This window comes from Vicinamibacterales bacterium (genome assembly GCA_041659285.1).
GTDB lineage: Bacteria > Acidobacteriota > Vicinamibacteria > Vicinamibacterales > UBA2999 > 12-FULL-67-14b.
Genome location: JBAZYO010000003.1, coordinates 75040 through 91828, shown reverse-complemented (window position 1 = coordinate 91828; position 16789 = coordinate 75040). Strand labels below are relative to the sequence as shown.

Below are 16789 nucleotides of genomic sequence, written 5' to 3'. Positions count from 1 at the left end.
TGTTCAGCAGCGCCGGCGCTACCAGCGATAGTGCGCGAACGCCTTGTTCGCCTCGGCCATGCGGTGCGTGTCTTCGCGCTTCTTGACGGCACCGCCCCGCAGGTTGGCGGCGTCGAGCAGCTCGTTGGCCAGCTTTTCCTGCATCGTCTTGCCGTCGCCGCGCGAGCGGGCGAAGCCGACCAGCCAGCGGATGCTCAACGACAGGCGGCGGTTCGGGTTGACCTCGATCGGCACCTGGTAGTTCGAGCCGCCGACGCGGCGCGACTTCACTTCGAGCGACGGCTTGACGTTGTCAACGGCCTTCTTGAACACCTTGAGCGGGTCGTCGCCCGAGCGTTCCTTGATCAGGTCGAAGCTCTGATAGAGGATGCGCTCGGCGGTCGAACGCTTGCCCTCGCTCATGATCGTGTTGATGAACTTGGTAACCAGCGGGCTCCCGTAAAGGGCGTCCGGCAACAGTTCACGTTTCGCGATTACTCGTCTGCGCGGCATGGATAGGCTCTTGTCTGTGAAATCTGCGTAATCGGCGTTACGACTTCGGGCGCTTGGCGCCGTACTTCGAACGACCCTGCTTGCGGCCCTGCACGCCAACGGCGTCGAGGGTGCCGCGCACCACGTGATAACGAACGCCCGGCAGGTCCTTGACGCGGCCGCCGCGGATCAGCACCAGCGAGTGCTCCTGGAGGTTATGGCCGACACCCGGGATGTAGGTCGTGACCTCGATCTTGTTGGTCAGGCGGACACGCGCCACCTTGCGAAGCGCCGAGTTCGGCTTCTTCGGGGTCTGCGTGAAGACGCGCACACAGACGCCGCGCTTCTGCGGGCTGTTCTGCAGCGCCGGGCTCTTCGTCTTCCACTCGACCTTCTCGCGTCCCTTGCGGACCAGCTGACTAATCGTCGGCACGAGCACTCCACCGCGCCGCAGGCCCTCGACAAACCCCAAAGGTTCATCGCCACAGGCGCGGCGCAACTAACGAGAAAAAACGTCCCACCACCTCCCTCGCGGGCGGTTGTGGTGCCCGAGGCCTGAAAGCCCACCATATGGCGGCTTGGCACCTCGCGCGGTAAAACCCTACTAATGGTGTTTTCGGCATCGGCGGACGCTATTTCGCTCGGCTTTTAGCAAGCTCAAGCTCTTTGCGGCTCCCCCTCGGGGGCTCCGCGCAGACGCGTCACGATGCGGTTGAGACTAGATAGGGTGTCCTAGCCTCACGAGAACCTGACGAATATAGCACGACCTGCAAAAAACACGCAAGCCGCACGCTGCCGGCTACTTTCTGCGAGCCGCCACCCTATAATGCGCCATGCGCAAACGGGCAGCTTTTCCCACAGGCTTTCTCACGAGCTTTCTCACGAGCTTTCTTACAACTTCACTCATTGTCACACTAATTCTCGGCGGCAGTGGTTCATTCTCGCACGTTTTCGCCCAGGCACCTACCCCAGCCGTCGTGGACAGCCCCGGCGTCAAGGTCCTGACCGGGTTGCTCGCCCCGGCTTTCCAGGACGAAATGAACTACATGGTCCAGGCCCTCGGCGTGACTTGCGGCACCTGTCACGTGCGGGGCAACTTCGCCAGCGATGACAACCCGAAGAAGATCACGGCGCGGCGCATGCTGGAGATGACCAGGGCCCTCAACACCCAGTTCTTCCCCGACCACAAGCCCAAGCCGGGCGAATCGGTGCTCGGCCGGGTCACCTGCTACACCTGCCACCAGGGCGAGACGACGCCGAAGCTGCCGCCCGGGGACTGACCCCGAGTCAGTGTTGCCGAGGGGTCTGTCCCCGCGCATGGTCTAATCACTCGTGCCCATCGCGATCGCCGAGTCGCCCATCGCGGCTGCCCAATGGATCGAGACGTGGCAGATGGAACACACCGGCGGCGCCGTCATCGCCGCGCCGCCGCCGGCGGAGTGGCCGTTCCGGTATCCGCTGGCGCCCGTGTTGCCCGCGGGCCCGATCCTCCTGCGCGCCGACGCGTTCGACGAGGCCTTCGTCAACCACCAGGCCGGCGGCACGCAACTGGTCACGACTCAACGCGCGTACCTCGAGCAGGAATGGTCGGCCGCGTTCGCGACGCATGCGGACGCCTGGCTCCTGCTCGTCAGCACCCCAGCACCCCAGCACCACGGCACCACGGCACTGTTGCCCCGGGCCTTTCGCAGCACGGATGCCGCTGAACGATTGCGGCTGTGTGTTGAGGCCCTTGGCAACGGCCGCACGGCGCCCGCCCTGGTCGCCACCGCGAGCGTCTGCATGGAAGTGAATGACCTCGACGCCGCGGCACGCGATCTCGACGACGCCATCGCGCTGGCGCCGCGATGGGCGGCCGCGCACTATGAACGCGGCAAGCTCTGGCTGCGCCTCGACGACATGCCGAAGGCCGCGGGTGCGTTTCAGCAGGCGGCGGACCTCCTGCCCGGGTTTGGCCCGGCCTGGTCCAACCTCGGCGCCACGCTCGGCGAACTGGACCGGCCGGCCGAGGCGCTGGCGGCTTTCGAGCGCGCGCTGACACTGGACCCGGTGAACCCGCAAGCCCTCAACAACGTCGGCGTCGTGCGGCGCGAGCTCGGCCGCCTGGCGGAATCCGAGGCGGCGTTCCGGACGGTCATCCAGCTCACGCCGGACCTGGCCTTTGGCCATTACAATCTCGGGCATACACTGTTTCTGCAGGGGCGCTTCCAGGCCGCACTCTCGGCCTATGCTGAGGGCCAGGCTCGCGACCCTGGGAAGAACCCCGTGCAGGCCTCGCGCCTGGCGTTGTGCCAGGTCGCCACCGGTGATGCCGACGGCGCGCTCCGGGAACTGCGGCGCGCCACCGAGGGACTGCCGCGTGAGTACCGGCGGCAGTTGCTCGCCGACACCAGCGCGGTGTTGTGGGCGCTGGTCACGCAGCAGCCGGGGCTGGCCGGATGGCAAGCGGTGCAGGCGTGGGTGACAAGCGAGTTGCAGGATTGAGGTCCGGCTGAAGCCGGACGCCACATTTGCGTAGTGACATTAAAGGTCCGGCTAAGGCCGGACGCCACATGGCGTAGTGAGGTAGTGTCCGCCTTTAGGCGGACCGTGAGCCAATTAGGCGGACCGTGGGGACGACATGAGCAACGCAACCCGTCCGAATCCAGCGTGGCAGGTGATGCACGACCGCGGGATCCGCTTTGCGGCGGGTCTCGCGATTGTCGTCGCCATCCCGATGGCGGTGCTGTTCTACTTCCAGTTCCGCTCGCTCAACGACATCGAGAAGACCTCGGCCGTGGTGTTGCGCCAGTTGAGCAGCGACACCGCCGATTCGCTGACCGAGTCGGTCGAGGGCTATCTCAAGCGGCCGTACATCAGCGTGCTGCTCCGCGTGCCCCAGAGCCGCACCGAGCCGTTGGACCTGCCGTGGATCGATCCGATCATGCACGAGGCGCTGCAGGAAAGCCCGTACGTGACGTCGTTCTTCGTGTGGACGGAACGCGGTCCGCAGGCGAACAAGTGGCTCGCCTACGATCACCGGTCCGATGCGGAACCGGCCGGCGCGCTGGATCGCCGCTTTTACGAAGACACCGTCTTCCGCGACAAGCTCCTGCCCCGGCTGCATCAGCTCGTCAAGTTGCGGATGGCGATTGTCGCCTTCACCGAGGAGATCAACGGCCGCAAGTACTACGTGCAGGCGCAACTGCGCTTCGAGTCGTTCGCGCGCGAGCGCATGACCAGCGTCGTCGCCCTCGCCGTGGACGCCGAGCGGCTGCGCGCCGAGTTCATCCCGGCCCTGCTGCGCGACCGCCTCGCCAACGTGCAACAGCCGGTCGGTTTCCCGTCGCTCGAAGCCGCGGTGCTGGCGGAAGACGGCGCGCGGATCTTCGAATCCAACCCGTCGCGATCCGACGACGCGCCGGTGGACGAGCGCAGCTTCGCGATCATCTTCTTCGACAAGGAACTGCTGGCGTTCGCGGCGCCGTACGAGCAGCAGCGCGAGATCTGGGGCCTGCGCACCGGATACGGACCACAGTCCATTACCGAGATCGTGGATGCCAGCACGCGGCCGCAAATGGCGCTGATGATCGTGCTGGCGGTGGCGATGGCGCTCGGCGTGTTCCTGGTGGCCGGCGCCGCCGCCCGCGAGGTCCGCGTCGCCGAGATCAAGTCCAACTTCGTGGCCTCGGTGTCGCACGACCTGAAGACCCCGCTCGCCCTGATCCAGCTGTTCGCGGAGACGCTCGAGCTCGGGCGCGTGCGCACGCCGGAGCGGGCGCAGGAGTACTACCGGATCATCAACGGCGAGGCGAAGAAGCTGACGCGGCTGATCGAGAACATCCTCGACTTCTCGCGGATGGAAGCGGGCCTGCGCCCCTACCGGATGGAGCCGGCCGACCTCGGCGAAGCCGTCACCAAGGTGCTGGGCCGCATGGAGACGCAATTCTCGCAGGGCAACTTCGTGGTGACGACGCGGATTGCGCCCAACCTGCCGCGGGTCTTCGCCGATGAAGGCGCCGCCGAGCAGGCGATCGAGAACCTGCTCGCCAACGCAATCAAGTACTCGGGCGAGGCCAAGCGGATCGAGGTCGAGGCCCGGCGGGACGGCGACCACGTCGTGATCGGCGTCACCGACCACGGCCTCGGCATCTCGCGCCGCGAGCAGGGGCGCATTTTCCGCAAGTTCTACCGCGTGCAGCGCGAGCTGGGCGGCGGCCCCCAGGGTACCGGCCTGGGCCTGGCGATCGTCGATCACACCATGCGCGGCCACGGCGGCTTCGTGCGCGTGGCCAGCGAGCCGCACCAGGGCAGCACCTTCACGTTGCACTTCCCGATTCCCGGCGAAAACGCCTTCGAGCCCACGTTCATGGGCAATGTGCTCGACGACGACCATGGCCGTTCCGTCGGAACGGCCCATAATCCTTCGTAGCAGGATCCCGTCGACGTTGGGCTGCTATTTGATACGCTCCGTTTGGTGAGTCCACACGATGAAACGAATCCTGGTGATTGAAGACGAGCCGCAAATGCGGCTCGGCTTGCGCGACAACCTCGAACTCGAGGGCTACGAGGTCGAGACCGCCGCCGATGGCGACGAAGGCATCCACAAGGCGGCGAGCTTCGCGCCGGACCTGGTGATCCTCGACGTGATGCTGCCGAAAAAGAACGGCTTCGACGTGTGCCGCGACCTGCGGGCGCGGTCGAACTCGACGCCGATCGTGATGCTGACGGCCCGGTCGGCGGAGACCGACAAGGTGCTCGGCCTCGAACTGGGGGCCGACGACTACGTGACCAAGCCATTCTCGATCACCGAGCTGCTGGCGCGGGTCCGCGCCGTGCTCCGCCGCACCGGGACGCAGAAGCCGGCCGCCGACGTGATGCGGATCGGCGACATCGAGATCGACTTCACGCTGCACCAGGCCCGCCGCGGCAAGGCCCGCATCGAGTTCACCGCCCGCGAGTTCGACCTGCTGCGCTACTTCGTCCAGCACACCGGCCAGGTGGTGACGCGCGAGCAGATCCTCAACGAGGTATGGGGCTACGAGGAGTTCCCGACCACGAGGACGATCGACAACTTCGTCGCCAAGCTGCGGCAGAAGATCGAGCGTTCGCCCCACGCGCCGGAGCACATCCTCACGATTCACGGTTCCGGTTACAAGTTCGTCGGGTAGAATCCTCCGCAATGGAACCCAAGACCATCCTTCTGTCGGGCATGATCCTGATCGGGATTGTGTACTTCGTGTTTTGGTTCACGACCGTCGCCCGGCAGCGGGCGGCGAAGGGTGACCACTCATCGACGACGCCGCAGCCGATCACCCTCGGCATCTCGTTCGTCGCGAACTTCCTCGATACGCTCGGCATCGGCTCGTATGCCACCACCACCTCGATGTTCCGCTCCTGGAGAGTGGTGCGTGACGAGAAGATCCCCGGCACGCTCAACGTCGGCTACGTGCTCCCGACCCTGGTGCAGGCGCTGATTTACATCACCATCGTGGAGGTGGAGTTCCTGACGCTGGTGGCCATCATCGGCGCCGCCGCGGCGGGCGCGTGGCTCGGCGCCGGCGTCGTCGCCGGGCTGCCGCGCCGCCAGGTGCAGATCGGCATGGGCTTCGCGCTGATCGGCGCGGCCACCTTGATGCTGTTCTCGCTCACCGGCATCGGCCCGGCGCCGGGCATCGCGCTGGGCGTGTCGGGCGCGAAGCTCGGCCTGGCCGTCGTCATCTCCGCCGTCCTCGGCGCGCTGATGATGCTCGGTATCGGCTATTACGCCCCGTGCCTGATCATGATCAGCCTGCTCGGCATGAATCCCACCGCGGCGTTCCCGATCATGATGGGCGCCTGCGCGTTCCTGATGCCGGTGGGCAGCCTGCAGTTCATCCGCAAGCAGAGCTACGACCTGCGCGCCGCCATCGGCCTGATGGTCGGCGGGCCCCTCGCGGTGCTGATCGCCGCGTTCATCGTGAAATCGCTGCCGCTCTACTACGTCCGCTGGGGCGTGGTCGTCGTCGTGATCTACACCGCCGTGGGGATGTTGCGGACCGCGGCGGCGGAGCGCGCCGGGAAGGCTGCCGCAGCCTGAGGAGCCGCCTCATGCCACGACCCGCCGTCGTCGCGGTGATCCTGCTGAGCCTGGCGGCGCCCGTCGCCGGACAGGCGCCGCGTCTCTTCTTCCTCGACCTGCGCGGAAAGCTGGTGTCGGCCACGCCCCACGGCACCGACCGCCAGGTCGTGATTGACGGCCTCACCGGCCAACCCGACGGCATCGCCGTGAATCGGGCGTCGATGGACGGGCGCCGTGACAAAACCACTCTCGCCGGCGGCTTCAACGAAACGATTGGGATTGCCCTCGACCTCGAGGGCGGACGGATGTTCCTGACCGACTTGCGCGGCGGCGTCTACAGCTTGAAGTTGGACGGCTCGGACCGAAAGACGCTGTTCACCGGCCAGGGCATGCTCACCGGCATTGCCTACGCCGAGCTGACGCGAACCACCGCGAACACGCCGAAGAAGCAAGACTGACGCGGCCATCCGGCCGCGCCAGTCCTGGACATGGTCCGCCCTGTCAGGCGGCCCCCATATCAACGAATCAGCCGGCGATACTGACCGTGGCCATCGCCGTGGCCGGCGCACCCAGGTCGTAGGCGGCGCCATCGGTGAGCGTCACGATCACCGTTTCTGCCCCCTCGGTCGTGCCATCGGCCGTGGGCACGACGACCACGTCCGCGGTGGCCTGTCCCGCGAGGAACGTGACGGTGACCGGAATGGCCTGGTAGTCCGTGCCGTTCACCGCGGTGCCGGCCACGGTGTAAGTGACCGTGAGCGACGACGTGAGGCTGCCGGTCCGGCTGAACCGGAAGGTGCCGAGATCGGGACCGGTTTCAGACGCCGAGGCGTCAAACGCCGCGACGGTGACCACCGGCAGCGCATCGGAAATCGTCACGGTGCCGGACGTGGGCGAGCCCAGTGCGTACGGCGCCACCGACGTCAGCGTCAACAGGACCGACTCCGACCCTTCGGTGAGCGCGTCGGCGGTCGGCGCGACCACCACATCCACCGTGGCCTGTCCGGCGAGGAAGGTCGCGGTGAGCGGAACGCTCGTGTAGTCGGTGCCGTTGAGGGCCGTTCCGGTGAGCGTGAAGGTCACGGTGAGCGGCGAGGTCAGCGGCAGCGTCGCGCTCGCGGCGCGCGTGAGGCGGAACGTTCCCGTGTTGGCGCCGCTCTCGGAAGCCGCGGCGTCGAGCAGCGTGACCCACACGTTGCCACCACCAACTTCGTCGTCATCCCCGTCGTCATCCCCGTCGTCGTCACCGCCGCCCGGGTTCTGCAGCTTCACTTCGCTCGCTTCGAGCGTCGTGCCCTGCATGCGGGCCCTGACGTGCACGCGGTCGCCAATGCGCAGCTCCGAGAAAGCCACGGCGCGCGAGCCGTGACGGATCACCGCGTCTACCGGCACGACCACGACCTGGCCGTTCACGGTGATCGACGCTCCGCTGATGGCCGCGATCAGGCCTTCGATCTCGACCTTGGCGGTCACCGGCGTGGTGGGCAGGGTCGGACCGACTGGCGAGGTATTGGCCGGCGGCGCGGGCGCGGGCGCGGGCGTTGACGGGCCGTGATCGTTGCCGTTCCCGTTTCCATTTCCGTTTCCATTGCCAGGATTGACCGGCTTGACGGGATTACCGCCGCGCGCCGCAGTGCCGGAAACAGCGCCGGGATCTCCGGCTTCATCGTTGATCGTCGCGGCCACGACTGCGGAAGGCGCCGTGGGATTGAGAGACTTCGACGAGTCTCCACACGCCACGGTCATGAACATTGCGCTCGCCAGGCCAATCAACACGGCCGTTCTCAGGCTCATCATTTGTATCTCCTCGTTAACGGCCGGGGTAGGGCCTGAATGTCGGATACGACTGCAAGGCGGATACCGACAGTGAGCCGCCAACGGTAATCGGCGTAAGTCGCATGGATCACGACAGTTGGCGGCACCCGTGCGTCAATGCGGGTGAGCAAGGATGGGCGGGGCTGGAAGAATTTGGGGGCCGACTGTCGGTTTTGTGTACGGTCAGCCGTTCGCGGCGGGGGCCTGGTGCTGAACCCTCAGGCGTCCAGGATCTCGCGCAACTTGATCGTGAACGCCGTTGCTGTGTACGGCTTGGCGATAAAGTGCGCGGCGTCGGTCGCCGCATTCCGGCGCACCATCGCATCGTCGGTGTAACCCGAGGTGTAGAGGACCTTGAGCCCCGGGCGGTGGAGCAAGAGAGCCGCGGCCAGCTCCGGGCCGCTCATGCCCGGCATGACCACGTCGGTCACCAGGGCGTCCAGAGGGCCCTGGTGCGCGCCGGCCACGACGAGCGCCTCCTGGCCCTCGCACGCGGTGAGCACCTGGTAGCCGGCCGCCCGCAGGATGCGCGCCGTGATCATGCGCAAGCCCTCGTCGTCGTCCACGACCAGGATGGCCTCGGTGCCCCGCGGCCGGCCGACAGTCTTGTTCGGCACGGTGCGGAACCCCTGGGGCTGCCGCTCGGCTCTGGGCAGGACGATGGTGAAGCACGTGCCGTGGCCCGGCTCGCTCTCAACCATGACAATCCCCCCGCTCTGATTGACGACGCCGTAGACCGTGGCGAGGCCGAGTCCGGTGCCCTTGCCCGGTTCCTTGGTGGTGAAGAAGGGCTCGAACAGCCGCGCCCGGACCTCGGGAGACATACCGATACCGGTGTCAGTGACCGACAGCATCACGTACGGTCCCGGCGAGACACCAGGATGGTGCGCCGCGAAATCCGCGTCCAGCGTCTCGTTGCGGGTCGCGATGGTGAGCGAGCCGCCCTTGGGCATGGCGTCCCGGGCATTGACTGCCAGGTTGAGCAGCGCCTGTTCGAACTGCCCCGGATCGACGAACACGTCGTCGAGACCCGGCGCCGTGTTGATGACCAGCTTGATGTCCTCGCCGATCAACCGCTGCAGCATCTTCGCGGTGCCCTCGACGTGGGCACTCAGGTTCACCACCGCCGGCGCCAGCACCTGCTTCCGGCTGAAGGCCAGCAGCTGTCGCGTCAGGCGCGCGGCCCGCTCCCCCGCCTCCTGGATGTGCTCGAACTCGATGCGGAGGGGACTGTGTTCCGGCAAATCGAGCAGGGCGAGGTCGGCGGTGCCATTGATGACGGTCAGCAGGTTGTTGAAGTCGTGGGCGATGCCGCCCGCCAACCGGCCGATCACTTCCATCTTCTGCGCCTGCTGGAATTGCTCCTGCAGCTGCTTCTGCTCGGTCATGTCCCGCTTGACGCCGATGTAGTTGGTCACCTCGCCAGCCGCGTTGCGGACGGGCGTGATGGTCTGCTGCTCGATGTAGCGCGTCCCGTCCTTCCGGCGATTGATCAGCTCACCCTCCCACATCATGCCGGCGACCAAGGTCTTCCACATGTCGTCGTAGAACGACTGCGGGTGCGCGCCCGACTTCGTCAGGTCGCGCGGGTTCCGGCCGATGGCCTCATGCGCGTCGTAGCCCGTCATGGTCGTGAACGCGGGGTTCACCCACTGAATCGCGCCATCCCGGTCGGTGATGACGATGGCATTGGCGGTGGCGTGCAGGGCGGCACTTTGCAGCTTGAGTGATACTTCGATCTGCTTGCGATCGGTGATGTCGCGGATGAATGCGGTGATGAACCAGCCTTCCGCCGTCTCCCATCGCGCCAGCGATCGCTCGAGCGGAAACGTGGAACCGTCCTGGCGCCGCCCAATCCGCTCGCGCAGCGCGTCGAGCTCTCCAGAACCGGTGAAGCCCTCGGCCAGCTGCAGGACCTGATCACGAATGGCCTCCTGACCGGCGCCCAACAGCATGGCGGCGGGCTGACCCAATATCTCCTGTTCGGTGTAGCCGAACATGCGCTCGGCCGCGACGCTCCACCCAACGATGCGGCCGTCGCGATCGGCCGTGATGATAGCGTCGTGGGCCGTCTGGATCACCGCCCGGTATCGCGCCTCGCTGGCCCGCAGCTTGCGGTCGGAGTCGTCCTTGTGCAGCGCAATCTCGATGGTGGTCCGGAGGCTCTGTTCGTCGAACGGCTTGATGAGATAACCGAGCGGCTCGGCGCGCTTGGCACGCTCGACCACGTCGTCGGTGGCGTAGGCGGTCAGGAACACGCTCGGCACCGAGAACCGCTGGCGGATTTCGACGGCGGCGTCGATGCCGTCGATGGCGCCCGAGAGATGAATGTCCATGAGCACGAGCTGGGGGCGGAGTGTGCCGGTGAGCGCGACAGCGTCTTCTCCGGTCAGGGCGATCCCGACCACCTCGTAGCCCAGGGCCTGCAACTGCCCCTGGATGTCCCGGGCGATGATGCCTTCGTCTTCGACGATCAGGATGCGGGGTCGGGTCATGACACGCTCCGGCTCGACGGCGCCCCGGCCGTCGTTCGCGGCACGAAGGTCAGGGTGAAGGTGGTGCGGGCGCCGGCCTGGATGTTCAGCGTTCCGCGCAGTTGGCGCGCCAGGTCGGCCACCAGTTGCAGGCCGAGCGAGCGTTGCCGGGCCTCTTCGAAGTCAGCCGGCAGGCCGATGCCGGAGTCGGACACCACTAGCCGAATCTCAGGCCCACCGTTCAGCGGATGCGCCTCGATGCGGATGTCGCCCCGACGGCCATCAGGGAAGGCATGCTTCAAGGCGTTGGAGATCAGTTCGTTGACCAGCAGGCCGCACGGCACCGCCTGTTCGAGCTCGATGGAGATCGGATCCACGTCGAGGTGCAGGGTCACGCCAGAGGCCGGCGCCAACGACCGGACGATCTGGTTGCCCAGTTGCGAAAGGTAGACAGCCAGGTCGACCGCCGCGAGGTTTCCCGATCGATAGAGCGTTTCGTGGAGCAGGGCCATCGACATTACGCGGCTTTGCATCTCCGCCAGCACGGCCGTCACCTCCAGACGCGCCGAGCGACCGGCCTCCAGCCGCAGCAGGCTGCTGATGACCTGCAGGTTGTTCTTCACGCGGTGATGCACTTCCATGAGAAGTGCCTCCTTCTCGTGGAGCGACGCCCGCACGGCCTCCTCGGCGCCGCGGCGGTGCGCTTCGCGCGCGAACGTGTCCAGGGCGAAGCTGATGTCGGTGGCCATCTCGTTCAGCAACCTGCGGCCATCGGCGTCAAAGGCGTCCGGCGTGGTGGCGTAGATCGTCAGGGCCCCGACCGCCCGGCCCTCGCGCGTGAGCGGCAGGCCCGCGGAGGCCGCCCAGCCGTACCCCCTCGCGCGCTCGTGCCAGGCCTGCGTTCGCGGGTCGGTCCGGAAGTCCTCGACCCAGACCGCCCTGTTCTCCCGGATGGAGGTGCCGGTTGGGCCCTGGCCTAAGGGGCTGTCGCCGCAAACCGAGATTTGGATGCCGTCGAGATACCCGGTGCCCGCGCCGAAGGACGCGACGGGGTCGACCATCAGGGTGGCCTCGTTGGTGAGACCCACCCACGCCATGGCCATGCCGCCGTCGCTGACGGCGGCCTCGCAAATGCGGGGAAACAACTCCGCTGCGCTGGTGCTCCGCACGATGGCTTCGTTGCACTGGCTCAGAGCGGCGTACAACTGGGTCAGACGCCGCGCCCGCAGTTCCTGGTGCTTGCGCTCGGTGACGTCGTGCCAGCTCCCCGCCACCGCGACCGGCCCGCGCGCGTCCCGGCGCGTCACGTTCAACCGATCCATCACCCACAGTTCCGAGCCATCTTTCCGCACGAACCGGTACTCGTGCGACATCCCATCACTGGTGTCCAGCGCCGCCATGGCCGCCACCGCTTTCGAGCGGTCCTCGGGGTGTACGTGCGACAGCCAGAACGAGGGTTGAAGCACCTCCGCAGTGGTGTAGCCGAGGATGCGCTCGATGTTGCCGCTGACCGCGGTGGGGCTCAACTCGCCGTCCACGTTCTCGAGCGCGTAGACAATCGTGGGACTGTTGTCCAGCAGCTCTCGCAACTGCGCGGCGGTGGCCCCGAGGTCGGTCGCCAGGGCCGACCGCTCCCGGTAGAACGCCAGGCGCTGATTCCTCCACGCGAGGCCCAGCCCCGATCCCGCGCTGAGCAGCAGCAGGCCGCCGAACGCGGACACCACGCGAAGGCGCTGCCACAGTTGGGCGTGGAACTCGGCGAGGTCGATGCGCGCCACCAGGTGCCACGGCGAATCCGGAATGGCGCGGGCCACAGCCAAGGCCGGCGCCCCCTTGTAGTCCACACCCTCCAGCGTGCCGGTCTCGCCCAGGGCGGCCTTCACCGACACGTTCTCGGTCTTCGCCAGGGGCACGCGCAGGCGCAGCGCCGCGCCGGGAGCGAACCGGAGGTCGTTGAGATGCTGGGCGTGATCGCCATCCCGCCGTACCAGCAGCGTTTCCGCCGACGCGCTGACGCCAGGCCACCGCTCGATGAAGGGAAACAGGAAGAGGGTGGGGTCGATGCGGAGGGACAGCGCGCCGATCGGCGGCGCCCCCTCGCCGTCGCCGACAATCGGGACGACGACGGCCAGGTGGACACGGCCGTCACGCTCGTCGCGGTAGAAATCCTGGACGGCCACCCGCCCGGTGCGAAGCACCGATGACACCTGTGTGCTGATGATGACCGACGGCTGGTCGTCGCTGACCGGCAGTGATGCGCGCACGGTGCCGTCGGCATCGAACACGTACATGCGGTCGTACTGCAGGTAGGCGTCGTAGCTGCGGAACCACTCTCGAAGCCGCCGCCGGGCGGCGCCGTCGCCGGGCGCCAGCAGCACGCGGCGCAGCAGGCCCGTAATCGAGGCGCTGCGGAACAGCAGGTTGGCGTCGCCCAGCCGCTCCCGCCGCCATTGGTTCAAGGTGGCCACCTTCAGTTCGGCGACGGCTTCGAGCTGGTGCTCGATGTCGGCGCGCAGCTCCCGCTCGAGCTGCCGGTAGTAGGCGTAGCCTCCGCCCATGATGACGGCCACCACCGCGACGAAGATCCAGACGAAGGGGCGGACCGGCGCCGCCACCAGCGGCGTCGCGTGGGAACGGCCGGCCAGCACCCACAAGGCCAGGCCGCTGACAAACACCACGGCGCTCGCGCCGAACGAGACGGGAATCGTGGCCAGGCCGACCAGCAACGGCGCGCCGAGGACATTGCCGACGACGAGTGTGAACCCCGTGCCAACCAGCGCGGCCGCCGCCGCACGGCGGGCCACTTGCTTCCATCCGGTCCTGGTCACCGGCGGGATGAGACCCAACAACGTGAGGTCGGCGACCAGGAAACAGGCCGCCGTGATCGGAGAGATGAAGCCGATGCGAGCGCCGCCGATGGCGCCGGTGACCGGCAGGCCCAGCAACTCGAACCGCGGCAACCACCCCACGAGGCGCATCAGCCACAGACCCAGCGTCGCGGCGGCGCCGGCGCCGGCAATCACCCTCGCGGCGCGGCGCGCGGATGATCGTGGCTGACTGGGAGCACACAGGACGAGGGCGGCGCCAAGCAACACGGCCAGGAGCGCCGTGACCGGCGCCATCGGCACGGTGGCCGCGGCCCAGGTCGTGAGGACGGATTGGTTCGTGAGCCAGCCGAGCAGAGCCAACAGCCCAACGCCGGCGACCACTGCCCCTGCCGCAAAGACGGCACCCCTTCTCCACGTCCGTTCGCCGGACTGCGTCGTGGGCTCCATCTCCTTGCCCGAATGGGCCACGGACGATGGTCGCGAGGTTAGCGTGGGCGCCCCGGCTTCTTCGCGGCCTTGGCCTCTTCGGCACGGGCGCCGGCGAGAATACCTTCCATCGCGTAGTTGCCTTCATGGCAGGCGTATTCGTAGATCAGGCCCGCGGCCTTCTTCAGCCGGACCATGAAGGTGAACGGCTTGGTCCACGTCGCCGGATCCTCCACCGTGATTTCCCAGTTGATGAAGTCCGGGCTGACGCGCGTATAGCGCTCGGTCAGCTTCACGTTCGGCGTCGAGCCCAGGAAGCCGTTGCTGTAGTTGGTGGTCTCGACGACCAGCGAATCCCCATCCCAGCGGCCGCGCGGATCGCCGTGCAGCTGACGGAGCGACGCCGGCAGGTGGGGCCTGGAGGTCATGGGCACCACGCGCGCGTCGTGAATCATCTCCTGCAGCAGCACGGTGGTGTCGGGCGACTGGATGATCTGCGTGTAGCTGTTGTAGTTGGCCTGGGTGCGCGGCGCGCCGTACGAGATGCAGCGCTCCGACAGCGGCCGGTCTTCCGGACCGTCGGACGGGCCGCGCGTGCGCTTCGCCGCGGCGGCGGCCCGCGCTGCGCGCCGGGCCTCGCCCTCGGGCGTCAGCGGCGGATACTGTCCGTCCGGCGGATCGGTGATCAGCGACGTCCGGTTGTCCCATTCGCGATCGGCCATCCAGAACTGGTTGTAGTTGCCGGTGGTGGGGTCGTACGACACCTGCTTGAACGCACCCTGGTCCTTGGCGTTGAGCATCAACTGGACGAAGTTGCCGAAAATGGCGTCGCCGCCCTGATCGACGAACTGCGCCGCCATCCGCTTCAGGTCCTCGAGTTCCGCGTCGGTCAGCGCTGCCTTGTCTTTCCACTGGGTTGGACGGGTCATCGGCGTCACGCTGTTGTTGCCCCAGACGCCCTGCAAGTCGGGATGGCCGTCCGGCGTGCGCGTCACTTTCCAGCCGGCGGGGGCGGCCCCGGATGACGTGGCCGTTGATTGGGCTGCCAGCGATGCCACAGCCAGCCCGACAGTAACGAGAACCGGAAGGAGGCGTCTCATGCGCCGTAGTGTCGCTCAAGAGGCCGGTCCCGTCCAGTGGGCCGATTGAGCGACACCATGAGCGAGATTTTCTGCCGCCGGAGGCGTCAGAAAAATCGAGTCGAATGGTATTCTCCCCCCCACTAGGAGGTCCGGGTAATGTCACAGAGGCTTTGGATTGCGGTCGTCGGCGCGGCACTTTTGGCCGCCGGCAGCCAGTTGTTGGCCCACCACGCGTTCTCCGCCGAATTCGACGCCAGCGCCCCCGTCTCGCTGCGCGGGCCGGTCACCAAGGTCGAGTGGATCAACCCGCACGCGTGGATTCACATGGAGCACAAGGCCGCCAACGGCAAGACCGAGATCTGGATGGTCGAGGGTGGCACGCCGAATACGCTGCAACGCAACGGCATCTCCCGCGACTCGATCAAGATCGGCACGGTGATCGTCGTCTCGGGCTACCGCGCGAAGGACGGCCGCATGCGGGCCAACGGCCGCGACATCACGTTCCCAGACGGCCGCACCCTGTTCATGGGGTCGTCCGGCACCGGCGCGCCGAAAGACGGCCGCGACCCCAACGACAAACCTAGGCCGAAGGGGCCGGTCCGCTAGTGCGCGCGCGGACCTGGCACGCACTCACCGCGGCGTTCATCCTCGGCACCATGGTCTCGGCGTGCGGCGGCGCTCCGCAGCCGTACCGCGCGCCGCGCACGCCGGACGGCAAGCCGAACCTGGGCGGCATCTGGCAGGCGGTCAACACCGCGAACTGGGACATCCAGGCTCACGAGGCGCGCCAGGGCCCGGTGGTCGCCCTGGGCGCCGCGTTCAGCGTGCCGCCGGGCCTCGGCGTCGTTGATGGCGACGAGATCCCCTACCTGCCCGAGGCGCTCGCCAAGAAGAAGGCCAACGGCGAGAACTGGATGACGCGCGATCCCGAGATCAAGTGCTTCATGCCCGGCATCCCGCGCTCGACCTACATGCCGTATCCCTTCCAGATCGTGCAGGCCACCGACACCGTGGTGATGACCTACGAGTTCGCCAGCACCAGCCGCATCGTGCGGATGAACAGCACGGAGAAGAGTCCCGCGCCGGCGTGGATGGGATGGTCGCTCGGCCGCTGGGACGGCGAGTCGCTGGTCATCGAGGTGACCGACCAGATGGAAGAGACCTGGTTCGACCGCGCCGGCAACCACCACAGCGACGCGCTGAAGGTGACCGAGCGCTACACCGCGGTTGACGACAACACCCTGCAGTACGAGGCCACCATCGAGGATCCGAAGGTGTTCTCGAAGCCGTGGAAGATGAGCATGCCGCTCTACCGCCGGCGCGAACCGAACATGCAGCTGATGGAATACAAGTGCGTGCCGTTCGCGGAAGAGCTCATGTACGGCCACCTGCGCAAGCAGCCCGTCACACGATAATTGGCCACAGAGGCCACAGAGGACACAGACCTCTTTTCTACTGACCCGTTTAGTCGGCCCTCAGCGCGATCACAGGATCGACCCGAGCGGCTCGGCGCGCGGGAACAATGCTTGCAGCGAGTCCGATGGCCACGAAGAACGCGGCTGGACCTTGGCCCTGTCGACGCTGCTCGTCGTTCTACGCGTCCCGAAGAGCGGTGGCCGGAGCGTAGCCGGCGAAATTTGGTAAACCTGGGGT

At 67.1% G+C, this 16789-nt stretch carries 14 protein-coding genes; 8 read left to right on the top strand and 6 right to left on the bottom strand.

Translation table 11 applies throughout. From position 1 onward, the window contains the following. Positions 1-18: 18 nt before the first annotated feature. Both rpsG and rpsL read right to left on the bottom strand, forming a co-directional pair. Entirely contained in the window at positions 19-492 is a 474-nt protein-coding gene (gene rpsG / locus WC815_05300) for a 30S ribosomal protein S7 (GenBank protein ID MFA5908170.1), read from the bottom strand. Positions 493-529: 37 nt separating this feature from the next. Then, positions 530-904 carry a 30S ribosomal protein S12 gene (rpsL, locus tag WC815_05295; GenBank protein ID MFA5908169.1) on the bottom strand — a complete coding sequence of 125 codons (375 nt, stop codon included), beginning with the start codon at positions 902-904 and terminating at the stop codon, positions 530-532. 544 nt (positions 905-1448) lie between these two features. Between rpsL and WC815_05290 the strand changes: the two genes are divergently transcribed. The 6 genes from WC815_05290 (at position 1449) to WC815_05265 (ending at position 6969) form a co-directional block, all read left to right on the top strand. Then, positions 1449-1751 carry a c-type cytochrome gene (locus tag WC815_05290; GenBank protein ID MFA5908168.1) on the top strand — a complete coding sequence of 101 codons (303 nt, stop codon included), beginning with the start codon at positions 1449-1451 and terminating at the stop codon, positions 1749-1751. A 52-nt stretch (positions 1752-1803) separates the two neighbouring features. Then, entirely contained in the window at positions 1804-2955 is a 1152-nt protein-coding gene (locus tag WC815_05285; GenBank protein MFA5908167.1) for a tetratricopeptide repeat protein, read from the top strand. Positions 2956-3091: 136 nt separating this feature from the next. Further along, entirely contained in the window at positions 3092-4882 is a 1791-nt protein-coding gene (locus WC815_05280; protein ID MFA5908166.1) for a HAMP domain-containing sensor histidine kinase, read from the top strand. Between the two features lie 58 nt (positions 4883-4940). Continuing rightward, entirely contained in the window at positions 4941-5621 is a 681-nt protein-coding gene (locus tag WC815_05275) for a response regulator transcription factor (GenBank protein MFA5908165.1), read from the top strand. A gap of 11 nt (positions 5622-5632) precedes the next feature. After that, positions 5633-6529 carry a hypothetical protein gene (locus tag WC815_05270; protein ID MFA5908164.1) on the top strand — a complete coding sequence of 299 codons (897 nt, stop codon included), beginning with the start codon at positions 5633-5635 and terminating at the stop codon, positions 6527-6529. Between the two features lie 11 nt (positions 6530-6540). Beyond that, positions 6541-6969 (top strand): hypothetical protein, encoded by a 429-nt coding sequence (locus tag WC815_05265; GenBank protein ID MFA5908163.1) that lies wholly within the window; start codon positions 6541-6543, stop codon positions 6967-6969. A gap of 67 nt (positions 6970-7036) precedes the next feature. Here the strand turns inward: WC815_05265 and WC815_05260 are convergent, their stop codons facing one another. The 4 genes from WC815_05260 to WC815_05245 form a co-directional block, all read right to left on the bottom strand. Then, positions 7037-8308 carry a Calx-beta domain-containing protein gene (locus WC815_05260; GenBank protein MFA5908162.1) on the bottom strand — a complete coding sequence of 424 codons (1272 nt, stop codon included), beginning with the start codon at positions 8306-8308 and terminating at the stop codon, positions 7037-7039. A 236-nt stretch (positions 8309-8544) separates the two neighbouring features. After that, positions 8545-10821, bottom strand: coding sequence for a PAS domain S-box protein (locus tag WC815_05255; protein ID MFA5908161.1), 2277 nt, complete (start codon positions 10819-10821; stop codon positions 8545-8547). After that, positions 10818-14096, bottom strand: coding sequence for a GAF domain-containing protein (locus WC815_05250; GenBank protein MFA5908160.1), 3279 nt, complete (start codon positions 14094-14096; stop codon positions 10818-10820). The genes WC815_05255 and WC815_05250 overlap by 4 nt, the downstream gene beginning before the upstream one ends. A 17-nt stretch (positions 14097-14113) precedes the next feature. Beyond that, on the bottom strand, positions 14114-15154 hold the full coding sequence (locus WC815_05245; protein ID MFA5908159.1) for a hypothetical protein: 1041 nt from the start codon (positions 15152-15154) through the stop codon (positions 14114-14116). A 138-nt stretch (positions 15155-15292) separates the two neighbouring features. Between WC815_05245 and WC815_05240 the strand changes: the two genes are divergently transcribed. Continuing rightward, positions 15293-15742 (top strand): DUF6152 family protein, encoded by a 450-nt coding sequence (locus WC815_05240; GenBank protein ID MFA5908158.1) that lies wholly within the window; start codon positions 15293-15295, stop codon positions 15740-15742. After that, entirely contained in the window at positions 15742-16551 is an 810-nt protein-coding gene (locus WC815_05235) for a hypothetical protein (protein MFA5908157.1), read from the top strand. Before WC815_05240 ends, WC815_05235 begins: the two co-directional genes overlap by 1 nt. Positions 16552-16789 lie beyond the last annotated feature (238 nt).

Bases quoted from the DNA above. Each gene is read 5' to 3' on its own strand.
- WC815_05245 (MFA5908159.1), bottom strand. From the start codon at position 15,154: ATGAGACGCCTCCTTCCGGTTCTCGTTACTGTCGGGCTGGCTGTGGCA.
- WC815_05260 (MFA5908162.1), bottom strand. From the start codon at position 8,308: ATGATGAGCCTGAGAACGGCCGTGTTGATTGGCCTGGCGAGCGCAATG.
- WC815_05275 (MFA5908165.1), top strand. From the start codon at position 4,941: ATGAAACGAATCCTGGTGATTGAAGACGAGCCGCAAATGCGGCTCGGC.
- WC815_05255 (MFA5908161.1), bottom strand. From the start codon at position 10,821: ATGACCCGACCCCGCATCCTGATCGTCGAAGACGAAGGCATCATCGCC.
- WC815_05265 (MFA5908163.1), top strand. From the start codon at position 6,541: ATGCCACGACCCGCCGTCGTCGCGGTGATCCTGCTGAGCCTGGCGGCG.
- WC815_05270 (MFA5908164.1), top strand. From the start codon at position 5,633: ATGGAACCCAAGACCATCCTTCTGTCGGGCATGATCCTGATCGGGATT.
- WC815_05280 (MFA5908166.1), top strand. From the start codon at position 3,092: ATGAGCAACGCAACCCGTCCGAATCCAGCGTGGCAGGTGATGCACGAC.
- WC815_05240 (MFA5908158.1), top strand. From the start codon at position 15,293: ATGTCACAGAGGCTTTGGATTGCGGTCGTCGGCGCGGCACTTTTGGCC.
- rpsG (MFA5908170.1), bottom strand. From the start codon at position 492: ATGCCGCGCAGACGAGTAATCGCGAAACGTGAACTGTTGCCGGACGCC.